At 70.1% G+C, this 16,929-nt stretch carries 20 protein-coding genes and 1 pseudogene; 8 read left to right on the top strand and 13 right to left on the bottom strand.

Translation table 11 applies throughout. The features are described 5' to 3' along the window. Positions 1–104 precede the first annotated feature (104 nt). Positions 105–362, bottom strand: a complete 258-nt coding sequence (locus KHA85_RS14405) for a Txe/YoeB family addiction module toxin (RefSeq protein ID WP_061228632.1) — start codon at positions 360–362, stop codon at positions 105–107. 1 nt (position 363) lies between these two features. Beyond that, on the bottom strand, positions 364–621 hold the full coding sequence (locus KHA85_RS14400; protein ID WP_213186331.1) for a type II toxin-antitoxin system Phd/YefM family antitoxin: 258 nt from the start codon (positions 619–621) through the stop codon (positions 364–366). Between the two features lie 115 nt (positions 622–736). Between KHA85_RS14400 and KHA85_RS14395 the strand changes: the two genes are divergently transcribed. Continuing rightward, positions 737–1,315 (top strand): DNA-binding protein, encoded by a 579-nt coding sequence (locus KHA85_RS14395; protein WP_213186330.1) that lies wholly within the window; start codon positions 737–739, stop codon positions 1,313–1,315. 121 nt (positions 1,316–1,436) lie between these two features. Next, positions 1,437–1,724, top strand: coding sequence for a hypothetical protein (locus KHA85_RS14390; protein WP_213186329.1), 288 nt, complete (start codon positions 1,437–1,439; stop codon positions 1,722–1,724). Between the two features lie 85 nt (positions 1,725–1,809). On the opposite strand, the pseudogene KHA85_RS14385 reads toward KHA85_RS14390, so the two are convergent. The 3 genes and pseudogenes from KHA85_RS14385 to KHA85_RS14375 form a co-directional block, all read right to left on the bottom strand. Continuing rightward, positions 1,810–2,818, bottom strand: a pseudogene (locus KHA85_RS14385) (IS256 family transposase). Positions 2,819–2,946: 128 nt separating this feature from the next. Further along, on the bottom strand, positions 2,947–3,222 hold the full coding sequence (locus KHA85_RS14380) for a helix-turn-helix domain-containing protein (protein ID WP_213186328.1): 276 nt from the start codon (positions 3,220–3,222) through the stop codon (positions 2,947–2,949). 217 nt (positions 3,223–3,439) lie between these two features. After that, a complete protein-coding gene (locus tag KHA85_RS14375; protein WP_213186327.1) occupies positions 3,440–3,967 on the bottom strand; it encodes a hypothetical protein in 528 nt (175 codons plus the stop codon). 172 nt (positions 3,968–4,139) lie between these two features. Here KHA85_RS14375 and KHA85_RS14370 point away from each other — a divergent pair, with 172 nt between their 5' ends. Further along, positions 4,140–5,594 carry an MFS transporter gene (locus KHA85_RS14370; protein WP_061228630.1) on the top strand — a complete coding sequence of 485 codons (1,455 nt, stop codon included), beginning with the start codon at positions 4,140–4,142 and terminating at the stop codon, positions 5,592–5,594. Positions 5,595–5,603: 9 nt separating this feature from the next. Here KHA85_RS14370 and KHA85_RS14365 read toward each other — a convergent pair whose 3' ends face one another. The 4 genes from KHA85_RS14365 to KHA85_RS14350 form a co-directional block, all read right to left on the bottom strand. Then, positions 5,604–5,843, bottom strand: a complete 240-nt coding sequence (locus tag KHA85_RS14365; protein ID WP_061228629.1) for a zinc-ribbon domain-containing protein — start codon at positions 5,841–5,843, stop codon at positions 5,604–5,606. Between the two features lie 50 nt (positions 5,844–5,893). Then, positions 5,894–6,781, bottom strand: a complete 888-nt coding sequence (locus tag KHA85_RS14360) for an alpha/beta fold hydrolase (protein ID WP_213186326.1) — start codon at positions 6,779–6,781, stop codon at positions 5,894–5,896. Continuing rightward, positions 6,768–7,247 carry an SRPBCC family protein gene (locus KHA85_RS14355; RefSeq protein WP_213186333.1) on the bottom strand — a complete coding sequence of 160 codons (480 nt, stop codon included), beginning with the start codon at positions 7,245–7,247 and terminating at the stop codon, positions 6,768–6,770. The genes KHA85_RS14360 and KHA85_RS14355 overlap by 14 nt, the downstream gene beginning before the upstream one ends. A 649-nt stretch (positions 7,248–7,896) precedes the next feature. Further along, complete coding sequence (locus KHA85_RS14350) at positions 7,897–10,161, bottom strand: catalase (protein ID WP_213186325.1); 2,265 nt, start codon at positions 10,159–10,161, stop codon at positions 7,897–7,899. A gap of 153 nt (positions 10,162–10,314) precedes the next feature. On the opposite strand from KHA85_RS14350, the gene KHA85_RS14345 reads away from it, so the two are divergent. Further along, positions 10,315–11,574, top strand: a complete 1,260-nt coding sequence (locus tag KHA85_RS14345) for an AI-2E family transporter (RefSeq protein WP_213186324.1) — start codon at positions 10,315–10,317, stop codon at positions 11,572–11,574. Further along, the gene (locus tag KHA85_RS14340) at positions 11,571–12,107 is read left to right on the top strand and encodes an Rv1443c family protein (protein WP_236885731.1); all 537 of its coding nucleotides are present in this window, start codon (positions 11,571–11,573) and stop codon (positions 12,105–12,107) included. Before KHA85_RS14345 ends, KHA85_RS14340 begins: the two co-directional genes overlap by 4 nt. Here the strand turns inward: KHA85_RS14340 and KHA85_RS14335 are convergent. Together KHA85_RS14335 and KHA85_RS14330 are read right to left on the bottom strand one after the other, a co-directional pair. Beyond that, positions 12,104–12,241 (bottom strand): hypothetical protein, encoded by a 138-nt coding sequence (locus KHA85_RS14335; protein WP_181365922.1) that lies wholly within the window; start codon positions 12,239–12,241, stop codon positions 12,104–12,106. The genes KHA85_RS14340 and KHA85_RS14335 overlap by 4 nt on opposite strands. Before the next feature lie 235 nt (positions 12,242–12,476). Then, positions 12,477–12,923, bottom strand: a complete 447-nt coding sequence (locus KHA85_RS14330; protein WP_213186323.1) for a hypothetical protein — start codon at positions 12,921–12,923, stop codon at positions 12,477–12,479. A 231-nt stretch (positions 12,924–13,154) separates the two neighbouring features. Between KHA85_RS14330 and KHA85_RS14325 the strand changes: the two genes are divergently transcribed. Beyond that, entirely contained in the window at positions 13,155–13,751 is a 597-nt protein-coding gene (locus tag KHA85_RS14325; protein WP_213186322.1) for a maltokinase N-terminal cap-like domain-containing protein, read from the top strand. A 100-nt stretch (positions 13,752–13,851) separates the two neighbouring features. On the opposite strand, the gene KHA85_RS14320 is transcribed toward KHA85_RS14325, so the two are convergent. After that, on the bottom strand, positions 13,852–14,403 hold the full coding sequence (locus tag KHA85_RS14320; RefSeq protein WP_213186321.1) for a YceI family protein: 552 nt from the start codon (positions 14,401–14,403) through the stop codon (positions 13,852–13,854). Between the two features lie 158 nt (positions 14,404–14,561). Next, complete coding sequence (locus KHA85_RS14315; RefSeq protein WP_213186320.1) at positions 14,562–15,215, bottom strand: TetR/AcrR family transcriptional regulator; 654 nt, start codon at positions 15,213–15,215, stop codon at positions 14,562–14,564. Between the two features lie 349 nt (positions 15,216–15,564). On the opposite strand from KHA85_RS14315, the gene KHA85_RS14310 reads away from it, so the two are divergent. Beyond that, positions 15,565–16,668, top strand: coding sequence for an LLM class flavin-dependent oxidoreductase (locus KHA85_RS14310; RefSeq protein WP_213186319.1), 1,104 nt, complete (start codon positions 15,565–15,567; stop codon positions 16,666–16,668). A gap of 62 nt (positions 16,669–16,730) precedes the next feature. Beyond that, the coding region (locus KHA85_RS14305; RefSeq protein ID WP_213186318.1) for a thiamine-binding protein at positions 16,731–16,929 on the top strand (199 nt) is incomplete at its 3' end.

Raw genomic sequence — 16,929 nt, 5'->3', positions numbered from 1 at the left:
AGGGTGGGGCCAAATCAAAACAGCACAGCGGGGCCAAATGGGCTTGTCATTCTCACACTTGCCAGGTCGATAGAGACGTGTAGTTCCGGCTGAGCCTGTGTCGCTTACCCGTAGTGGTAGCGGCAGGTGGCGATTCGGACTTCGGTGTCGGTGACTTTGTAGACGAGTCGGTGCTCGTCGGTGATGCGTCTGGACCAGTATCCGGCGAAGTCGTATTTGAGGGGTTCGGGTTTGCCGATTCCTTCATTGCCGTTGCGGGTGATGTCCTGCAGGAGCAGGTTGATGCGTTTGAGGATCTTGCGGTCCTGTTGTTGCCACCAGAGGTAGTCCTGCCAGGCGTTGTCGTCCCAGACGAGTAGCACGTCAGTCGGCGTCGAGCAGGTCGCGCGCCTGTCCGCGGCCGGACTCGAGCCGCTCCATCGCATCGAGCAGGCGTCGGGCGTTGGCCGGTGATCGCATGAGGTGGGCGGTCTCGCGCAGGGACTCGTACTCGTCGAGAGACACCATCACCACCGGCTCGTGGCCGGCGCGGGTGATGATGACCTCTTCGCGGTCGTTGGTGACCCCGTCGAGGACCTCGGCGTAGCGGGCCCGGGACTCGGTGTAGCTCATTGTCTTCATCTCAACCCCTTCTGTACGCAAAAGTGTACAGGCCGCGGAGTCGGTGCTCCATTGTGACTTCCCGCGTCCCGCGCTTGTATGCAAAAGCCCCGCTACCCGACTTGGAGGGGTTGTCATGTCGACGCCGGAGAAGATCGCTCGAGCCTATGGGGTGCTCGTTGCACGGGGGGACAAGGTCACCGTGCGGGCCGTGCAGCGCGAAGCGGGGGTGCGCATCGGTGAGGTGGCCGCATGGATGCGCGAGCACGCCACCGGCGTTGGCGGGGATGTGCCGCCCGCGCCGGACTTGTCGGAGGCAATGTCGGCGATGGTGGCCTCGGTGTGGGCCGCGGCGTGGAAGCGGGCCGCCGAGCAGGCGGACGAGCAGGCCGCTGTGGCGCTGGATGCAGCCCGCGGCGGCGAGGCCGCCGCACTGGAGGCGGCCGAACAAGCGGAGTCGGAACGCGACGATGCTGTCGCGGTCCGCGACCGCGCCCTCGGCGAGCTCGAGGTAGTGCGCGGCGAGCTCGAGCAGCTGCGCGGTCAGCTCGAGACCGCACGCCAGGACGCGGCGGTCGCGCGCGCCAAGGCCGAGGAGTCCGACCGGGCACGGGTCCGGGCGGAGGCCACCTCGGACACCCTGCGGGAGGTCCTGGACTCGCTGCGTGAGACCGCTCGTAAGCCAGGCCAGTCGGATCAGCCGGGCCAGTCATAGCCAGCCCGTCAGAGCGCGACGCGCACAGACTGTCGGAAGGGGAACGCCATACTGACAGCCGAACCGGCCGTGAGGCCCGCGTGGGCGCCGCGGCGGAAGTCGCTAGCGACAGGAGTGTGGAATGTGGGATCTGGAGACCGCGCTGCTCGCTACCGCTGTCGTCGCTGGCGGCGCGGTGGCCTTGCCGCCGCTCGCGCGTGGGGTCGGCGGGTTTTGCGCGGTGATTGGCATGCTCGGTGTTGTGCAGGGTCGTACGTGGGCGCCCACGGTAGCGGCGCTCGGGCTCCTGGCGTGGTTCGTCGGTCATTGGTCGTTCGCGGTGCGCCACGGCGTGCACTATCGGTCGCGGATGGCGCTGTGGGTGATCGATAGGACCCCGCTGCGATGGACGATCCCGCAGTACTGGTAGCTACGCCGACAAGCGGCGCCCCGCTGACACATCCTGGTCAAGCCCCTGGAAGTGGTGTAACTGAATGGTGATCCTTCGTGGGTGGTCAGGCGGGTAGTTGCATCAGGTCATCGGTGCTCACCTCCGTCGGCGAGCTGGTGGCGGGGTCGGTGGTCAGGGTGAGTCGGCAGCGGCTGAGGACTTCGAGACCGAGGTAGCGGCGGCCTTCGGCCCATTCGTCGGTCTGCTCGGCCAGGACGGCGCCGATGAGGCGAACGATGGCATCCCGGTTCGGGAAGATCCCGACCACGTCGGTGCGGCGTCGGATCTCCCGGTTGAGCCGCTCGGTGGGGTTGTTGGACCAGATCTGCCGCCACACATCGTCGGGGAACGCGATAAACGCCAGCAGGTCCTCGCGGGCATCGCCGAGGTGGTCAGCAACCTCGGGCAGTCTGCCTTCGGTGTAGTCCAAGAGCCGGTCGAACTGGGCATTGACAGCCTCGGCGGTGGGCTGGTCGTAGACGCTATGCAGCATCGCCTTCACGGCCGGCCACATCGACTTGGGGCACACGGCCATGAGGTTTGCGGCGTAGTGGGTGCGACAGCGCTGCCAGGCGGCCCCGGGCAGGTTCGCCGCGATCGCCTCGATCAGCCCGGCGTGGGCATCGGAGGTCACCAGCCGGACTCCGCCCAGGCCACGGGCCACCAGGTCGGCGGACAGCGAGTCGATGCCGAGAGTTTTGACCAGCTTGTCCATCCGGCGGGTGGAGACCCCGGCCAGGTAGCAGTCCGCCACGACGGTGATCAGCGCGGATCCGGCCCGCTTGCGGCGCTCGAGCAGCCACTCGGGAAAGTAGGAGCCCGAGCGGAGCTTGGGGATGGCGACGTCGACGGTGCCGACACGGGTGTCCAGGGGGCGGTGGCGGTAACCGTTGCGGTAGTTGGTGCGCTCTGACGAGCGGGCGTTCCACTCGGCGCCGCACACGGCGTCGGCGTCCGCGGACAGCAGGGCGTTGATCATGGTCTCCCGGCAGCTCGCGCATCAGATCCGGTGACGCGTCGGTCAGGGCTTGGCTAAGCAGGCCTGCAGGGTCGACAATATGGGGTGCGGTCATCTGATGACTCCGTTCGAGGATTCGGTAGAAGGTTGACTCGAAGGATCACACGGTGGCCGCTCTACATCCGTACACAACACGGAATCGCAGACGATCTCGGCCACCGAGTTACACCACTCTATGGGGCACTACTGTGCGCCTTTCTCGATGGTGGTGACATGGTCGGTGGCGTCGAGGTAGCCGGAATCGCATAGGGCGGCCTCGAGAACCTGGGCATAGGGGAGGCGCAGTTCGGCAGCCATGCCGTCGAGCGTCGTTCGGGCTGGTAGGCCGCGCAAGCCGTGAGTGCGCCAAAGGTGCAGATTCTGCCGGGTGACCCCGATCCGGCGGGCCAACTCGGACTCGCTGACGCCGTAGGCCCGCTTATGGGCATCAATGAGTTCGACCAGGCGAGGGGTTTCCATGTGCCGAGTGTCCGCCTGCGCCGAGGGTGCCGTCAAGTAGTCGTTAACGGTTTCGACAAGTGCGACTTTACATAAGGTAACTTAGCGGCACCTCTAATTCCGCTGGTGAGTGCACATCCGGAGATGCTCACGTCCGCTACTGGAACCGGTTTGGCAACCGACACGATGCTGGCCCGGAGCGGCTGCCCGGTCCGGGTGCTGCGCGCCCCCGGCGTCGTCAGCCGTCGTAGGCGACCGTCTCCACGACGATCGGCCCGGCGACGGCCCCGCCGGTGGTGGTGAGTCGGTATTCGACCCGGCCCGGGCCGGTGGAGATCTGCGCCTCGTAGGGGTGGGAGATCGGATCGGGGATGCCCGTCGAGATCCGCGGGAACGGGACCTGCGCGATCTTCTCCCCGGTGGCCCCGGTGTCGAGGTTGCGCCACGAGAGGGTGGCGGTGAGGTTGCACGGACCCACCCCGGCGATGGCGAAGGCCCAGGCGACGGACGCCGTGTCCGGGTACCCGTCGCCGTCGAGCGTGGTGGAGATCGCGCCCGCGCACAGCCCCGTGGGTGAGCCGCCCACGGCGATCACGCGGTCGGGAGCGGGGAACAGTCGCGGGATGGCCTCGGAGGAGTCCTGGGCGTTCGCGGTGGCCGGGGCCGTGACGGCGGCGGTCAGTGCGACGGCCGTGACGGCGAGGAACGCCCCCACGGAGACGGTGGGCCGGCGGGTGATCCGCCGGGTCGAGCCGGTGGTGTCCACCCGCTCATCGTCGCACTGCGGACAGCGGCAGACAATAGTGGGCGAGGATTCCGCCACGTCGGACCGCCATGTCGAACACGGTGGCCGTGCCCGGAACGAGAACCCGTTCGACACCTGTCTGTAATGTCCGACGAGAGGCTCCGGAAGCGAGCCTCGGTCGGAAGGACACGGGATGATGGCACGAACGCGCGGTGGGGACGCCGACACCGTCCGGTCGGACGAGAACGGTCTCATCGCGGTCCTAGCCTTCGGCGGCATCGTCATGTCTCTCAGTCAGACGCTGGTCATCCCGCTGCTGGGCATGCTGCCGGCGATTCTCAACACCTCCGCGGTCAACGCCTCCTGGGTCGTCACCATCACGCTGCTCGCCGGAGCGGTGGCCGGTCCGCTCATGGGACGACTGGGAGACCTCTATCCGAAGAAGTACGTGCTCATCGGTTGCACGGCGGTCATGGTCGTCGGCTCGGTGCTGTGCGCACTGGCCACCTCGCTGTGGCCGATGCTCATCGGGCGCGCCCTGCAGGGCGTGGGAATCGGTGTGATCCCCATCGGCATCGCCACGATGCGCGAGATCCTCCCGGCGCGTCGACTCGCACCGGCGATCAGTCTGATGAGTTCGTCGCTCGGAGTGGGAGGGGCGCTCGGGCTCCCGGCGGCGGCCGCCCTGGCGCAATACGGTTCGTGGCAGTGGATGTTCTGGGGGTCCGGGGCCCTGGGCGTGGCGATCATCGTGATGATGACGGTGCGTCTCCGGACGCTGCCGGCCGCCAAACCGGACGGCACGCTCGACGTCGTCGGCGCGGTGGGGCTCGCGATCGCTCTCATCTCGCTGCTGCTCGCGGTGTCCAAGGGCGCCGACTGGGGCTGGGGCGCCCCGTTGACCCTCGGCCTGCTGGCGCTCACCGCGGTCTCGCTGCCCGGATGGGCGCTGTGGGTCCTCCGGCACCCGTCACCGATCGTGGACCTGCGGGTTGCCGCCCGTCGCCCCGTCCTGATGACCAACATCGCCTCGGTGACCATCGGCATGGGCCTCTATGCGCAGCTGCTGATCATGCCCCAGATTCTTCAGCTCCCGGTCGAGACCGGACACGGGTTGGGCCAGTCGATGGTGGCCATGGGGTTTTGGAGCGCGCCCGGCGGGCTGGCGATGATGGCGGTCTCCCCACTCAGCGGGAGACTCATCGGCACCCGCGGCCCCAAGACCACGCTCATCCTGGGAGCGCTGGTGGTCGCGGTCGGCTATGCGTCCGGGTTGTTCCTCATGGGATCGACCTGGGGTGTGGTGACCGTCGGCATCGTGGTGAGCGGCGGTGTGGGGCTGGCCTACGGTGCGATGCCCGCGCTGATCATGGCCTCGGTCCCCACCTCCGAGATGGGCTCGGCCAACAGCGTCAACACGCTCATGCGCTCCATCGGCACCACGACCTCTGCCGCGGTGCTCGGCGTGCTGCTCACCCAGATGTCCATGGACTTCGAGGGGCTGTTTGTCCCCACCGAGACCGGATTCCGGGTCGGTCTGATGTTCGGCTGCGGCGCGACCCTCCTTGCCGCGGCGGTCGCCGCCACGATCCCGCCACCGTGGGAGGACAAGGCCACGGCCCCAGCGGTGCCGGCGCGGGAGAGCTGAGCGGCCGGATCAGTACGCGCCGGACAGGATCCCGTCGGCCCGCGACCGGTCGATCTTGGTGGTGATGCCGCACGCCGTGCACGTGGCCGTGTACGACGACCCCAGCGGGATGATGGGGATGAAGAACAGGGAGAACGCTCGCTTCCGACGGTCGACCCGCTGTGCGGCGACGTTGCCGCAGTTCGGGCACGTGGCCCGGGCCAGCCCGAGGTTCCGGGACGAGTTCTTGAAACCGAAGATGAAGAACATCGGCCCAGCGTGACACCGCACCGGGCCGCACGCACCCGGTGCGGTGGAGTTCAGGACCCGGGACCCGAGCCGTCCGCGGTCGACCGGGCACGGGCCACGATCGCGTCGGCCAACTCCGCCGGCCGCTCGTCCGGGATCCAGTGGCTGACGCCGTTCATCTCGACGAACCGGTAGTCGGCGTCCACGTGCTCGCCGGTCCGCTCGGCGCCGCCGCGGCCCAGCGCGGTATCACGGTCGCTCCACACGAAGGTCGTCGGGACGCGGACCTTCGCGGTGGCGGCGCCGGGTGGGGCGAACGGCAGGGCCCGGTACCAACCCAGGCCCCCGGGGATAGCGCCGGTGGCGACCATCTCGTCGCGGTAGCGCTGGATCATCTCCGGCGTCATTCCCATGCCGGCGAGTGCCTTCGCGGGCCGCGGCCCAGGGGAGCTGAGCACGAGTTCCGGGATCAGCGGTAGCTGGAAGAACCCGATGTACCAGGAGCGCCGCAGCTGGTCGGACCTGACCATCGACGTGAGGAACGCCGCGGGATGGGGCACCGAGACGGCGGTGAGTGTGCGGACCCGGTCGGGGTGGGCGCCGGCCACACCCCACGCGACCGCCGCGCCCCAGTCGTGGCCCACCACGTGGGCGTCGGCGAGCCCGGCGGAGTCGAGGAGGGCGATCACGTCGCCGACCAGTTCTGGAAGACGGTAGGCGCGCCGACCGCGGGGCCTGGCGGATTCGCAGTACCCGCGCTGGTCCAGTGCGAGCGTGCGGTAGCCGGCCGCGTGCAGCAGCGGTGCCACGAGGTCCCAGCTGGACGTGCGCTGGGGGAACCCGTGAAGCAGGATGATCGCCTCACCGTGTTCGGGGCCGGAGTCGACGGCACGCAACTCCATGCCGTCGCGGGCGAACCACAGGTCCGGCCGTGGGTTGGTCGGATCAGCCGCGGACATATCCCCTCCTGACCGCCCGGTCGAGGATCCCGAGCGTCGCCTTGAGCGCCGATGCGTCCAGCACCGGCAGCACCCCCGAGTCACGCCAGTCCGGGTGCGCGTCGGCCCAGTCGTAGTAGCTCACGACCTCGGTCCGGTCCCCGCCGTCGAGCGGGATGAGGCGATAGCCGTAGGTATGGCCGATCGGGGGCTTGATGGTGCCATCGATGGTCCAGGCGATCTCGGCGTCCGGCTCGAACCGGGTGATGATCACCGTGACGTCGTATTCGCCCATGTCATAGTCACCCAGTGACTCGCGATCCATGTGGACCACGAACCTGTCGCCCTCGGCGGTGACCACCGGCCCCTCCGCTGACTGGAGCATGCCGGAGGAGTCGATGGCCACGTGGCCGTCCGGATCACAGAGCACGGCGAACACCCGGTCCGGGGTCGCCGCGATCACTCGCCGCGCCTCGAGGCGGTACACGGCGGCCGCACCACCGGTACCTGCACTGGCATCGGTACCTGCCCCAGCACCCGCATTGGCACTCGCACTGGCGGCCTCGCTGGCGGCGGCACCCTCGCTGGCGGCGGCCCGGCTTGCGGCGGCGTCCCGAGAGGAGGCGTTGTCGCTCATGGCGGCGACGCTACCCGTGCGCGCCGGGCCCCGGGGACGGTTGCACACCGGCCGAGGAGCCTCACGAGGAATCCGCCCCTCGGATTGCGATACGCCCGCGGAGTTCCGCGAGCGGATCGACTTCCGAGGCGCGAGGCGGGATCGGAGGGGCAGATCGTGCGGCGGGAGCCCGAAATCGTCCGCCGCAGGGCCCCGCCTCGCCCGCCACAGAGGCCCGAGAACACCGCGTCGCCCGCCACAGAGGCCCGAGAACACCGCGTCGACTGCGGCCGAGCCGCCTCCGCAGCCGCGCCGCCTATCGGAGCACGCGCCACCTAAGGGGCCCCATAGGCGGCGCGCAGTCCGATAGGCGGCGTGCGCTTTGATGGGCGGCGCGGAATCCGATGGGCGGCGTGCGAGCCCGCGGGCCCCTGGGCGGCGTGCGAGCCCGCAGGCCCCGGGGCGGCGTGCGCGGGCCCCTACTCGCCGCCCATCCCCGCGCCACCGGAGCGGGCCCGAATCAGACCCGCGCCGGGTCGGGCCGCTCCCACACGCGGTGGTTGGCCAGCAGCGGCGTGAGCGCGGGCACCACGCCGGCCGCGGAGTCCACCTGCACGACGCCCGGGGTGTCGGTGGTGATCCCGAAGTCGGCGTACCGGTCGACTGGTGCCAGTGTCGCTATGGCCTTCTTGTGCCGGTACATCTCGCTGATGAGGATGTCCGTGCGCGGGTTGGCGGGGAGATCGACCACCACGAGCGCGTCGAACTCGATGGACCGCTGCGTCTGATAGGTCCGTGACACCGACACGGCCTCGCCGGCCTCCGGATCACCGAGCATCCCGCCGGTCGGGGCGATCACCAGCGGCACCATGTCGTCGTCGAACACCGCCTGGACGAGGTCCGAGACCGCGTCGACGTCGGAGCCCTCGGTGACGAGGATGCCGATCTGGCGCCCGTCGGACGGCCACTCCTTACCGATCTGCGAGAGCGCCGGGCTGGTGACGACCTCGGCGACGGGCACCTTCGCCGGCGCGGGCAGGCCCAGGCCGGTGGCCACGGTGACGGCCAGGTCGTGGTCGATGTGCGCGAGCTGCTCGACCTGCCGGACCTTGATGGCCTGCTCGTAGCACTTGCCCAGCTCGAACGTGTACGCCTCGGCGACGTGCTCCTTCTCGACGTCGGTGAGGCTGTTGTAGAACAGCGTGGCCTGCGAGAAGTGATCGTCGAAGCTGGCCGGGGTGGCCCGCTCGATCTGCGATTCGGCGATCGTCTGCGCCACCTCGACCAGCGCGCCGTCGGTGGTGCCCGCCATGAACGGGCAGCCGCCGTCAAGACTGTTGGGCTGGTACGGAGCCACGCCCACGTGGTCGGCGGACTGGTGGAACCCGTCGCGGAACATGTCGTTGACGGGCGCGTGCGGGCGGTTGATCGGGATCTGCCCGAAGTTCGGCCCGCCCAGGCGCAGGAGCTGCGTGTCCAGGTAGGAGAACAAGCGGCCCTGCAGGAGCGGGTCGTTGGTGACGTCGATGCCCGGCACGAGGTGGCCCGGGTGGAACGCGACCTGCTCGGTCTCGGCGAAGAAGTTCTTGACGTTGGCGTTGAGCTCCATCGTGCCGATGACCTGCACAGGTGCGAGCTCCTCAGGCACGATCTTGGTCGGGTCCAGCAGGTCGATGCCGTGGAACATCTCGCTGACACCGTTCTCGTCGACCGTGTCGGGGAAGACCTGGATGCCGAGGTCCCACTTGGGGAAGGCGCCGGCCTCGATGGCGTCGGCCAGGTCGCGGCGATGGAAGTCCGGGTCCATGCCGCCGGTGATCTGGGCTTCTTCCCACACCTGCGAGTGGACGCCGAGGTGGGGCTTCCAGTGGAACTTCACCAGGCTCGTCTCGCCGGCGTCGTTGACGAGCCGGAAGGTGTGGACGCCGAAGCCCTCCATCATCCGGTACGAGCGCGGGATGCCGCGGTCGGACATGTTCCACAGGGTGTGGTGCTGAGCCTCGGTGTGCAGGGAGACGAAATCCCAGAAGGTGTCGTGCGCGCTCTGGGCCTGCGGGATCTCGCGGTCCGGGTGCGGCTTGGCGGCGTGGACGACGTCGGGGAACTTGATGGCGTCCTGGATGAAGAACACGGGGATGTTGTTGCCGACCAGGTCCCAGGTTCCCTCGTCGGTGTAGAACTTGGTCGCGAACCCGCGGGTGTCGCGGACGGTGTCGGCGGAGCCGCGGTTGCCGAGCACGGTGGAGAAGCGGACGAAGACCTCGGTCTCCTTGCCCTCGGCGAACACGCCGGCCTTGCAGACGCTGGCGGCGGCGCCGTTGGCGCGGAAGACGCCGTGCGCGCCGGCGCCGCGGGCGTGGACCACGCGCTCGGGGATGCGCTCGTGGTCGAAGTGCATGATCTTCTCGCGCAGGTGGTGGTCCTGCAGCAGCACGGGGCCGCGGCGGCCGGCCTTGAGCGAGTGGTCGGTGTCCGACAGGCGGGCGCCCTGCGCGGTGGTGAGGAAGGCGCCCTGCTGGCGCATGACCTCTTCGCGAGCCGTGACGGAGCCGGGCGGCTCGGCGCCGGTCGGGCCGTACGGGGTGGCGCCCTTCTGGTCCGCCTTGGGCGGCAGCGGGCTCGTGGGCTCGGTGGGCTCGTCCACGGTCGGCGGGCGGGAACCGGGGGTGCCGGGGACGACGTCGGCACCGCCGACCAGGTCGTCGGCGAGTTCCTCGGCCTTGTCCACGATCTTCTCGGCGGCGGACCGGGCGGCGGACTTGGAATCTGACCTCTTGTCGGGCATGGCGCTCCTTCTCGGGGTGGAATCGGACATCCAGGACTGCAGGCCCCCGCTGGGCAGCGGGGGGAACCGTGGGCGCGATTCTGCCCGTGCCCACGCACGACGCAACCGTTCGAACACGGGGAGAAAACCTTCACCCGCGCCTATTCTCAGAACATGACATCGCCCCCGGTCGCGCGCGAACACCTCCCGTACCCGGTCCTGTTGGCGGCGGCGTGGTCCGCGTGTCTGCTCCTCATCGCCGGTGGTGGCTGGCTGCTCGGGCAGGCGATCGGTCGGCTGTCGGTGATCATCGCGCCCGTCGCGATCGCGGTCCTGCTCGCGGCCATGCTCAGACCTCTCGTGGACCGGATCCCGCAGCGGGTCCCGCGTGCGGCGGCGGCCCTCGTCGTCGTCGTCGGGGTCCTGGCGGTCATCCTCGCCGCGCTCGCGGCGGTCACCACTCAGCTCGCCACCGGCGTGCCGCGGATGCGGGAGCAGATCTCCTCCGGCACCGACGCGGCGTTGCGGTGGCTCGAGGAGGGGCCGCTGCACCTCACGGCCGACCGGCTGCAGGAGGCGGTGGGGCAGGCGCGGACGTGGATCGAGTCCCACTCGGAGGCCGTGGCGGCCGGCGCCGTCCAGTTCGGGCACACCGCCGTCGACGCGGTGGCCGGGGTGCTCATCTGCCTGGTGGCGCTCTTCTTCTTCCTCTACCACGGCGAGAAGCTGTGGGAGTTCTTCGTGCGTTGGCTGCCGCGCGCGAGCCGCGCGCACGTCGATTCGGCGTTCCGTCACGGCTGGGGCAGCCTGGGCGCGTACACACGGACGCAACTCACGGTGGCCGCGATCAACGCGGCCGGGGTGGGTATCGGCGCGGCGCTGCTGCGCGTGCCGTTCGTGATCCCGATCGTCGTGGTGGTGTTCCTCGCGTCGTTCGTGCCGATCGTGGGGACGCTGGTCGCGGGCCTGGTGCCGACGGTGTTGGCGGTGGTCGAGCGGGGCCCGGCCATCGCGATCGCGATGCTGGCGATCGTCGTGGTCGTCCACCAGCTCGAGTCGCACGTGCTGCAGCCGATCCTCATGGGTCACGCGGTGGCGCTGCACCCGCTGGCGGTGATCCTCGTGGTCACGGCCGGCACGTACCTGTTCGGCATCGTCGGCGCACTGTTCGCGGTGCCGGTTACCGCGATGGCCAACACGATCGTGCGGTACCTCGCCGCGCGGGGGGATGGCGGCGCCGACGGTGGTGGCCCGGGGCCGGGCCTGGTGCCGGAGGTGGACGAGGTGTCGGGGCCGGACCGCGAGGGCCACGAAGACGGACACGACGACGAGGGCGACGACGAGCCCGGCCCGCGCGGTCGTCCCGCCGACTCCGGCGACCCCGCGGGACCGGCCGGGCATGCGGCGGCGGACGCCGGCCCTTCGCCCGGGTGAGCCGTCACAGGGGCCCGCGCCGCGCCACCCCGGGCGGCGCCGAGAGTGATCTCGGGGGCGTTGTCGAGGTGGTCCGTTCGAGCGTGGTGCGCGCGCCGCGCGAGCGGGTGTGGGCGCGCATCGTGACGCCCTGCGGCGTCGCCCACGAGTTCGGGCCCCTGCTGACCATGCGGTTCCCGGCCGCGCTCGTCGGCACGTCCATCGCGGACGTGCCGACGGGCCGTCCGGTCGGGCGGGCGTGGATCCTGCTGGCCGGTGTGATCCCGCTGGAGTTCGACGACCTGACGATCCTCGAGGTCTCGGCGCCCCGCTACTTCCGTGAGCGGTCCCGTCTCGGCTCGTGCCGCGTGTGGGAGCACCACCGTGACCTCGAGGCGCTGTCCGACGGAACGACCCGCGTCACCGACACCCTGCGCGCGGTGCCGCGGGCGGTGCTGCCGCGGCCGGTGGTGCGGGTGGTCGTCGGAGCGCTGTTCACCCACCGCCACCGTCGGCTCGTCCGGTGGGCGGACGCGACGGGCGGGACCCGCTAGAACCAGTCGCCCGGGACGTAGCCCGCGAGCGCCCCGACCGGTTCGCGGTATGCACCGTCGACGGCGGCGGCAGCGGCCGCGGACGCGATCCCCGGCGTGGCCGCGTGCGTGACAGCGGTCGGGACGGTCGGCATCGGGCGGGCCATACCCGCACGTCGAGGACCCGGCCGCGGTCGAGCGCATCATCGCCGAATTCATGAACGCGACCGAGCCCGGGCACATCGACCACGCGATGCTCGCCGCGGTCGCGGCCACGGATCCGCAGGCGGGAGACTAGGCAGCCGCCGGACATGACGCGGCTCCGGCTCCCTCGCGGGGGCCGGAGCCGGGAGTCGGATCGGGGCGATCAGACCGTCAGAGACTTACGACTCACGCATCGGCACCGGGCGCGATCGCGGTGTCAGCGCCGGGATCGATGATCTCGTCCTCGACGTCGGCGTCCTCGTCGGCGTCGTCATCATCCGGGACCTCGGCGTCGATGCCCTGGAGGATGTCGATCGCGCCCTGGATGTCGCCGGAGAACGCGGCGTCCACGGCGGCCTGGGCGTTGGCGGCACAGTCCTCGCCGCTCAGGCCGGGCGCCACACCCTGGGCCGAGCCGAGGAAGTCGTAGGCGTCGATGGTGTCGCAGAGCTGCTCGGCGATGGCGGAGACCTCAGCGGGGGTCTCGACGACCTCGGCGGGGGTCTCGACGGTCTCACCCGCGCCGAGCGAACCGGCGTCTACACCGGGGACGGCGCTCTGAGCCGAGGCGAGCCCGGCACCGGCGAAGGACAGGGCGGCGGCGGAACCGATGACAGCGATGGTCTTCTTCATATGCGTCACACCTTCCTATCGGGATTCCGGAGGATCTCCCCGGCGATACGGGGCTCACCGTAACGGTCGACAGGCGCCCTGGCTGTGACGATGGTCACGCATGCGGGGCTTCCGGCCGGACGTGCAGGGCCGCTGCCCAGGGAAAACGCTGCGAGTACGAATTCTTCTTCATTCCCCCACCCGGAGCTCCGATCGTTTGCCGGACCGGGTGCTTTCGGGGAGTCTTAGCGCATGAGTGGAACCGCCGAGATCTATGACGCCGTCCTCGACCCGGGCAAGCTGGACTTGCTGCGCGGGTGGGTCCGCCGGCAGGACTGGTTCGACGGTGATCCCGAGCGCCTGGAACAGGTGACGGCCTACCGCTTCGTCGACCCGGACGGTGAGGTCGGGATGGAGTCGTTCCTGCTCTCCGACGGCTCCCGGACCTACCACGTGCCCGTGACGTACCGGGGCGGCGAGCTCTCCGACGCCTCCGAGGCGCTCGTCGGGACGATGGAGCATTCGGTCCTCGGTCGGCGCTGGGTCTACGACGCTCCCGCCGACCCCGTCTACGTGACCGAGGTCTGCCGCGTGATCAGCCACCGCGACACCGCCGCCGACCACCTGCAGGTCGAGGAGGGCACGGTCACCCCGTCCCCGGTCAACATCCGCGGCGGCGGCGACGGGCTCGGACAGTCCCCCGAGGCGAGCCCGCGGGTCATCCGCGTCGTCAACGAGGAGAACGACGCCGAGGCCGACCGTCCGCTCATCGGCTCCCCGGGCACGCTCAGCGGGACGTGGGAGGACGGGGACGGCACGCACACCGCGGTCCTCGTCGTCGTCACCTAGGCCGCCAGGCCGCGCACCACACCACAACGCCCGCCCCGACGGATGCCGGGGCGGGCGTTCGCGTTGTAGCGGCGGCGGAGGAGGCCGGCGCCGGGCCGGATCAGGCGCTCTTGATGGCCGAGATCTCCAGCTCGAGGGTGATCTTCTCCGAGACCAGCACGCCGCCGGTCTCGAGCGCGGCGTTCCAGGTCAGGCCGAAGTCGGTGCGATTGAGGGTGGTGGTGCCCTCGAAGCCCGCGCGCTGGTTGCCGAACGGGTCGGTGGCGGTGCCCTCGTACTCGAACGGGATGGTCACGGACTTGGTGGTGCCCTTGATGGTGAGGTCGCCGGTCACGTCGACGCCACCCGAACCGTTAGGGGCGATCTTCGTCGAGGTGAAGGTGATCTCGGGGTGGTTCTCCATGTCGAAGAAGTCGTTGGACTTCAGGTGGCCGTCGCGGTCGGCGTTGCGGGTGTCGATCGACGAGGCGTTGATGGTGACCTCGGCCTTCGCGCCCTCGATGCCCTCCGCGGGCACGGTGACGGTGCCCGTGAAGTCGTTGAAGGCACCGCGCACCTTGGTGATCATCGCGTGACGCGTGACGAACCCGAGACGCGTGTGCGTGGGATCGAGGGACCAGGTGCCGGTCAGGTCGTTGAGGCTCGCGGTCATGGTGACTCCTTGTGGGATCGGTCCGGTTGACGCCGGACGCTGTCTTGTTGTTGTGTCACCAACGATAGGGCGGGCCCTGTGATGTGTCAACTATTGATAGGTGTGAATCAGATCATACCTCAGGCGGGGGCGAGGGACGGCGACGTCGACGGTCGTTGTCATGCGGTTCTCCCCGGATCGGCCCCGGGGTCCACTGCGGGGTCCGGGCGGCCGTACACAGTGCGCACCCACATGTCCGCGGCGACGGTGAGCAGCGGTTCCCGCGTGCGGCCCGGGTCGTACGCCAGTTGCTCGAGGACGGTCTCGTTGATGTGGATGAGCCCCTCGGCGAGCGCGTCGGCGTCGACACCCTCCGGGGCCCGACCGGCCGCGCGCTCGGCGCGGAGGAACTCGGCGACCTGCGCGGCGAGGGCCCGGCGACCGTCGTCCCACAGGGTGCGGGTCTGGGCGTGCTTACTGCGCGCGGTGAGTAGAGCCCGGTAGATGTGAGCCTTGTCCAGGACCCGGTCGGTCAGCCGCTCGAGCGCGGCGGTGACCCGGGTGCGGAACTCCCCCTCGCCGCGCACCGCGGTCTCGACGGCGGCGTTCGACTCGTCCTGCACCATAGCCAGCAGCACGCCCACCGCGGCGGCCTTGGAGTCGAAGTAGAAGTAGAACGCCGACCGGGTGATGCCGGCGGACTCGGTGAGGTCGGCCACCGAGATGTCGTCCAGCGCGGTGGTCTTGAGGCGGTCGTCGAGCGCGGCGAGCAGCGCCTCGCGCCGCCGGTCGCCCCGCGGGGAGGTGGTGCCGGCCGGCGCCGCGGGTGTCATGTCGTCACCTCGGGCCGGAGGGCGGGTCCGTGGGCGCGGGCGAGTCCTCGGGGTAATTCACGGGTACGCATGTCGTGTTCATACATGAAGTAGGCGACCTGTTGCTGATCCCGGGGCGTGTCGAGCATGGAGCGCGCCGATCACGGCGATCCGTAGGTCGCGGTCATACGAACCCCTTCGCGCGGTCCGCGGCGAGGCGCACCCACCAGGAAAACGAGTTATGGCGTGCCGCACGGGTCCGCGCTGCGGGCGGGGACGTGGCCACCGGCCGTGGGGAAGTGGCCTGCCCCGCGCCCTCGCGGCGCACTGTCCGGTCAAGGCTATATGATGGATCAACTATAGTGAACGCATGAGCACCGTAGCCCCCGGACCACAGCCCCGCGTCGCCTTCGGCCTCGACACCTTCGGCGACACCACGGTCGACCGCGACGGCCGGCCCGTCCACCACGCGCAGGTCCTGCGCGACGTCGTGGAGCAGGCCGTCCTCGCCGATCAGGTGGGCGTCGACGCGATCGGGATCGGCGAGCACCACCGCCCCGACTTCGCGGTCTCCGCCCCCGACGTGGTGCTGGCCGGCATCGCCACGCGCACCGAGCGCATCACCCTCGGCTCGGCCGTCACCGTCCTGTCCAGCGACGACCCGATCCGCGTCTTCCAGCGCTTCGCCACCATCGACGCGCTGTCCAACGGCCGCGCGGAGGTCGTGCTGGGCCGCGGCTCCTTCACCGAGTCGTTCCCGCTGTTCGGCTTCGACCTGTCCCAGTACGAGCAGCTGTTCAGCGAGAAGCTGGACCTGTTCGCCGCGCTGCTGCCCGAGGGGCCGGTGACGTGGTCGGGTGAGCTGCGGCCGCCGCTCGTCGACCAGCACGTCTACCCCAAGACGGAGAACGGGCTGAGCGCCTGGATCGCGGTGGGCGGCAGCCCCGAGTCCGTGGTCCGCGCGGCCCGCTACCGGATGCCGCTCATGCTGGCGATCATCGGCGGGCCCGCCGGTCGGTTCGCGCCGTTCGCCGACCTCTACCGCGAGGCCAACGCCCAGCTCGCGGGGACCGATGCGCCGCGTTTGCCGATCGCCGTCCACTCGCCCGGCTTCGTCGCGGAGACCGATGCGAAGGCCGCCGAGCTGTCCGCGCGGCACTGGATCGTCAATCGCAACCAGATCGGCCGCGAGCGCGGCTGGGGCGACGCGACCGAGGCCGACTTCCACCGCGAGGTCCGCTCGGGCGCCATGTACGTCGGCTCGCCGGAGACGGTCGCGCAGAAGATCGCCACCACGGTCCGCACGCTGGGCCTGGACCGCTTCGACCTCAAGTACGCCAGCGGCCCCAACCCGCACGAGGACCTCATGACCTGCATCGACCTGTACGGCCGCAAGGTCATCCCGCGCGTGCGCGAGCTGCTCGCCGAGGCCGGGTACACGCCGGGTGTGCCGCAGACGGTCTCGCGTCTGTGACGTAGCTTTCGTCCGGCGTCCGGAATCTGCACGATCGGGCGTGGCGGGTCTACGGTGATGCCATGCTGTTCGCTTTCTCCGTCGCCCCGACGTCCACCGCGGACGAGTCGGCGTCCATGAGCAAGGCGGTCGCCGAGGCGGTCCGGGTGGTCCGCGAGTCCGGTCTGCCGCACGAGACGACCTCGATGTTCACGACCATCGAGGGCGAGTGGGACGAGGTCATGCCCGTCATCCGCGCCGCGACCGACGCCGTGCTGGCCG

It is taken from the genome of Dietzia massiliensis (assembly GCF_018390595.1).
GTDB lineage: Bacteria > Actinomycetota > Actinomycetes > Mycobacteriales > Mycobacteriaceae > Dietzia > Dietzia massiliensis.
The sequence above is the reverse complement of the archived record's forward strand: the minus strand, read 5'-3'. Positions and strand labels throughout refer to the sequence as shown.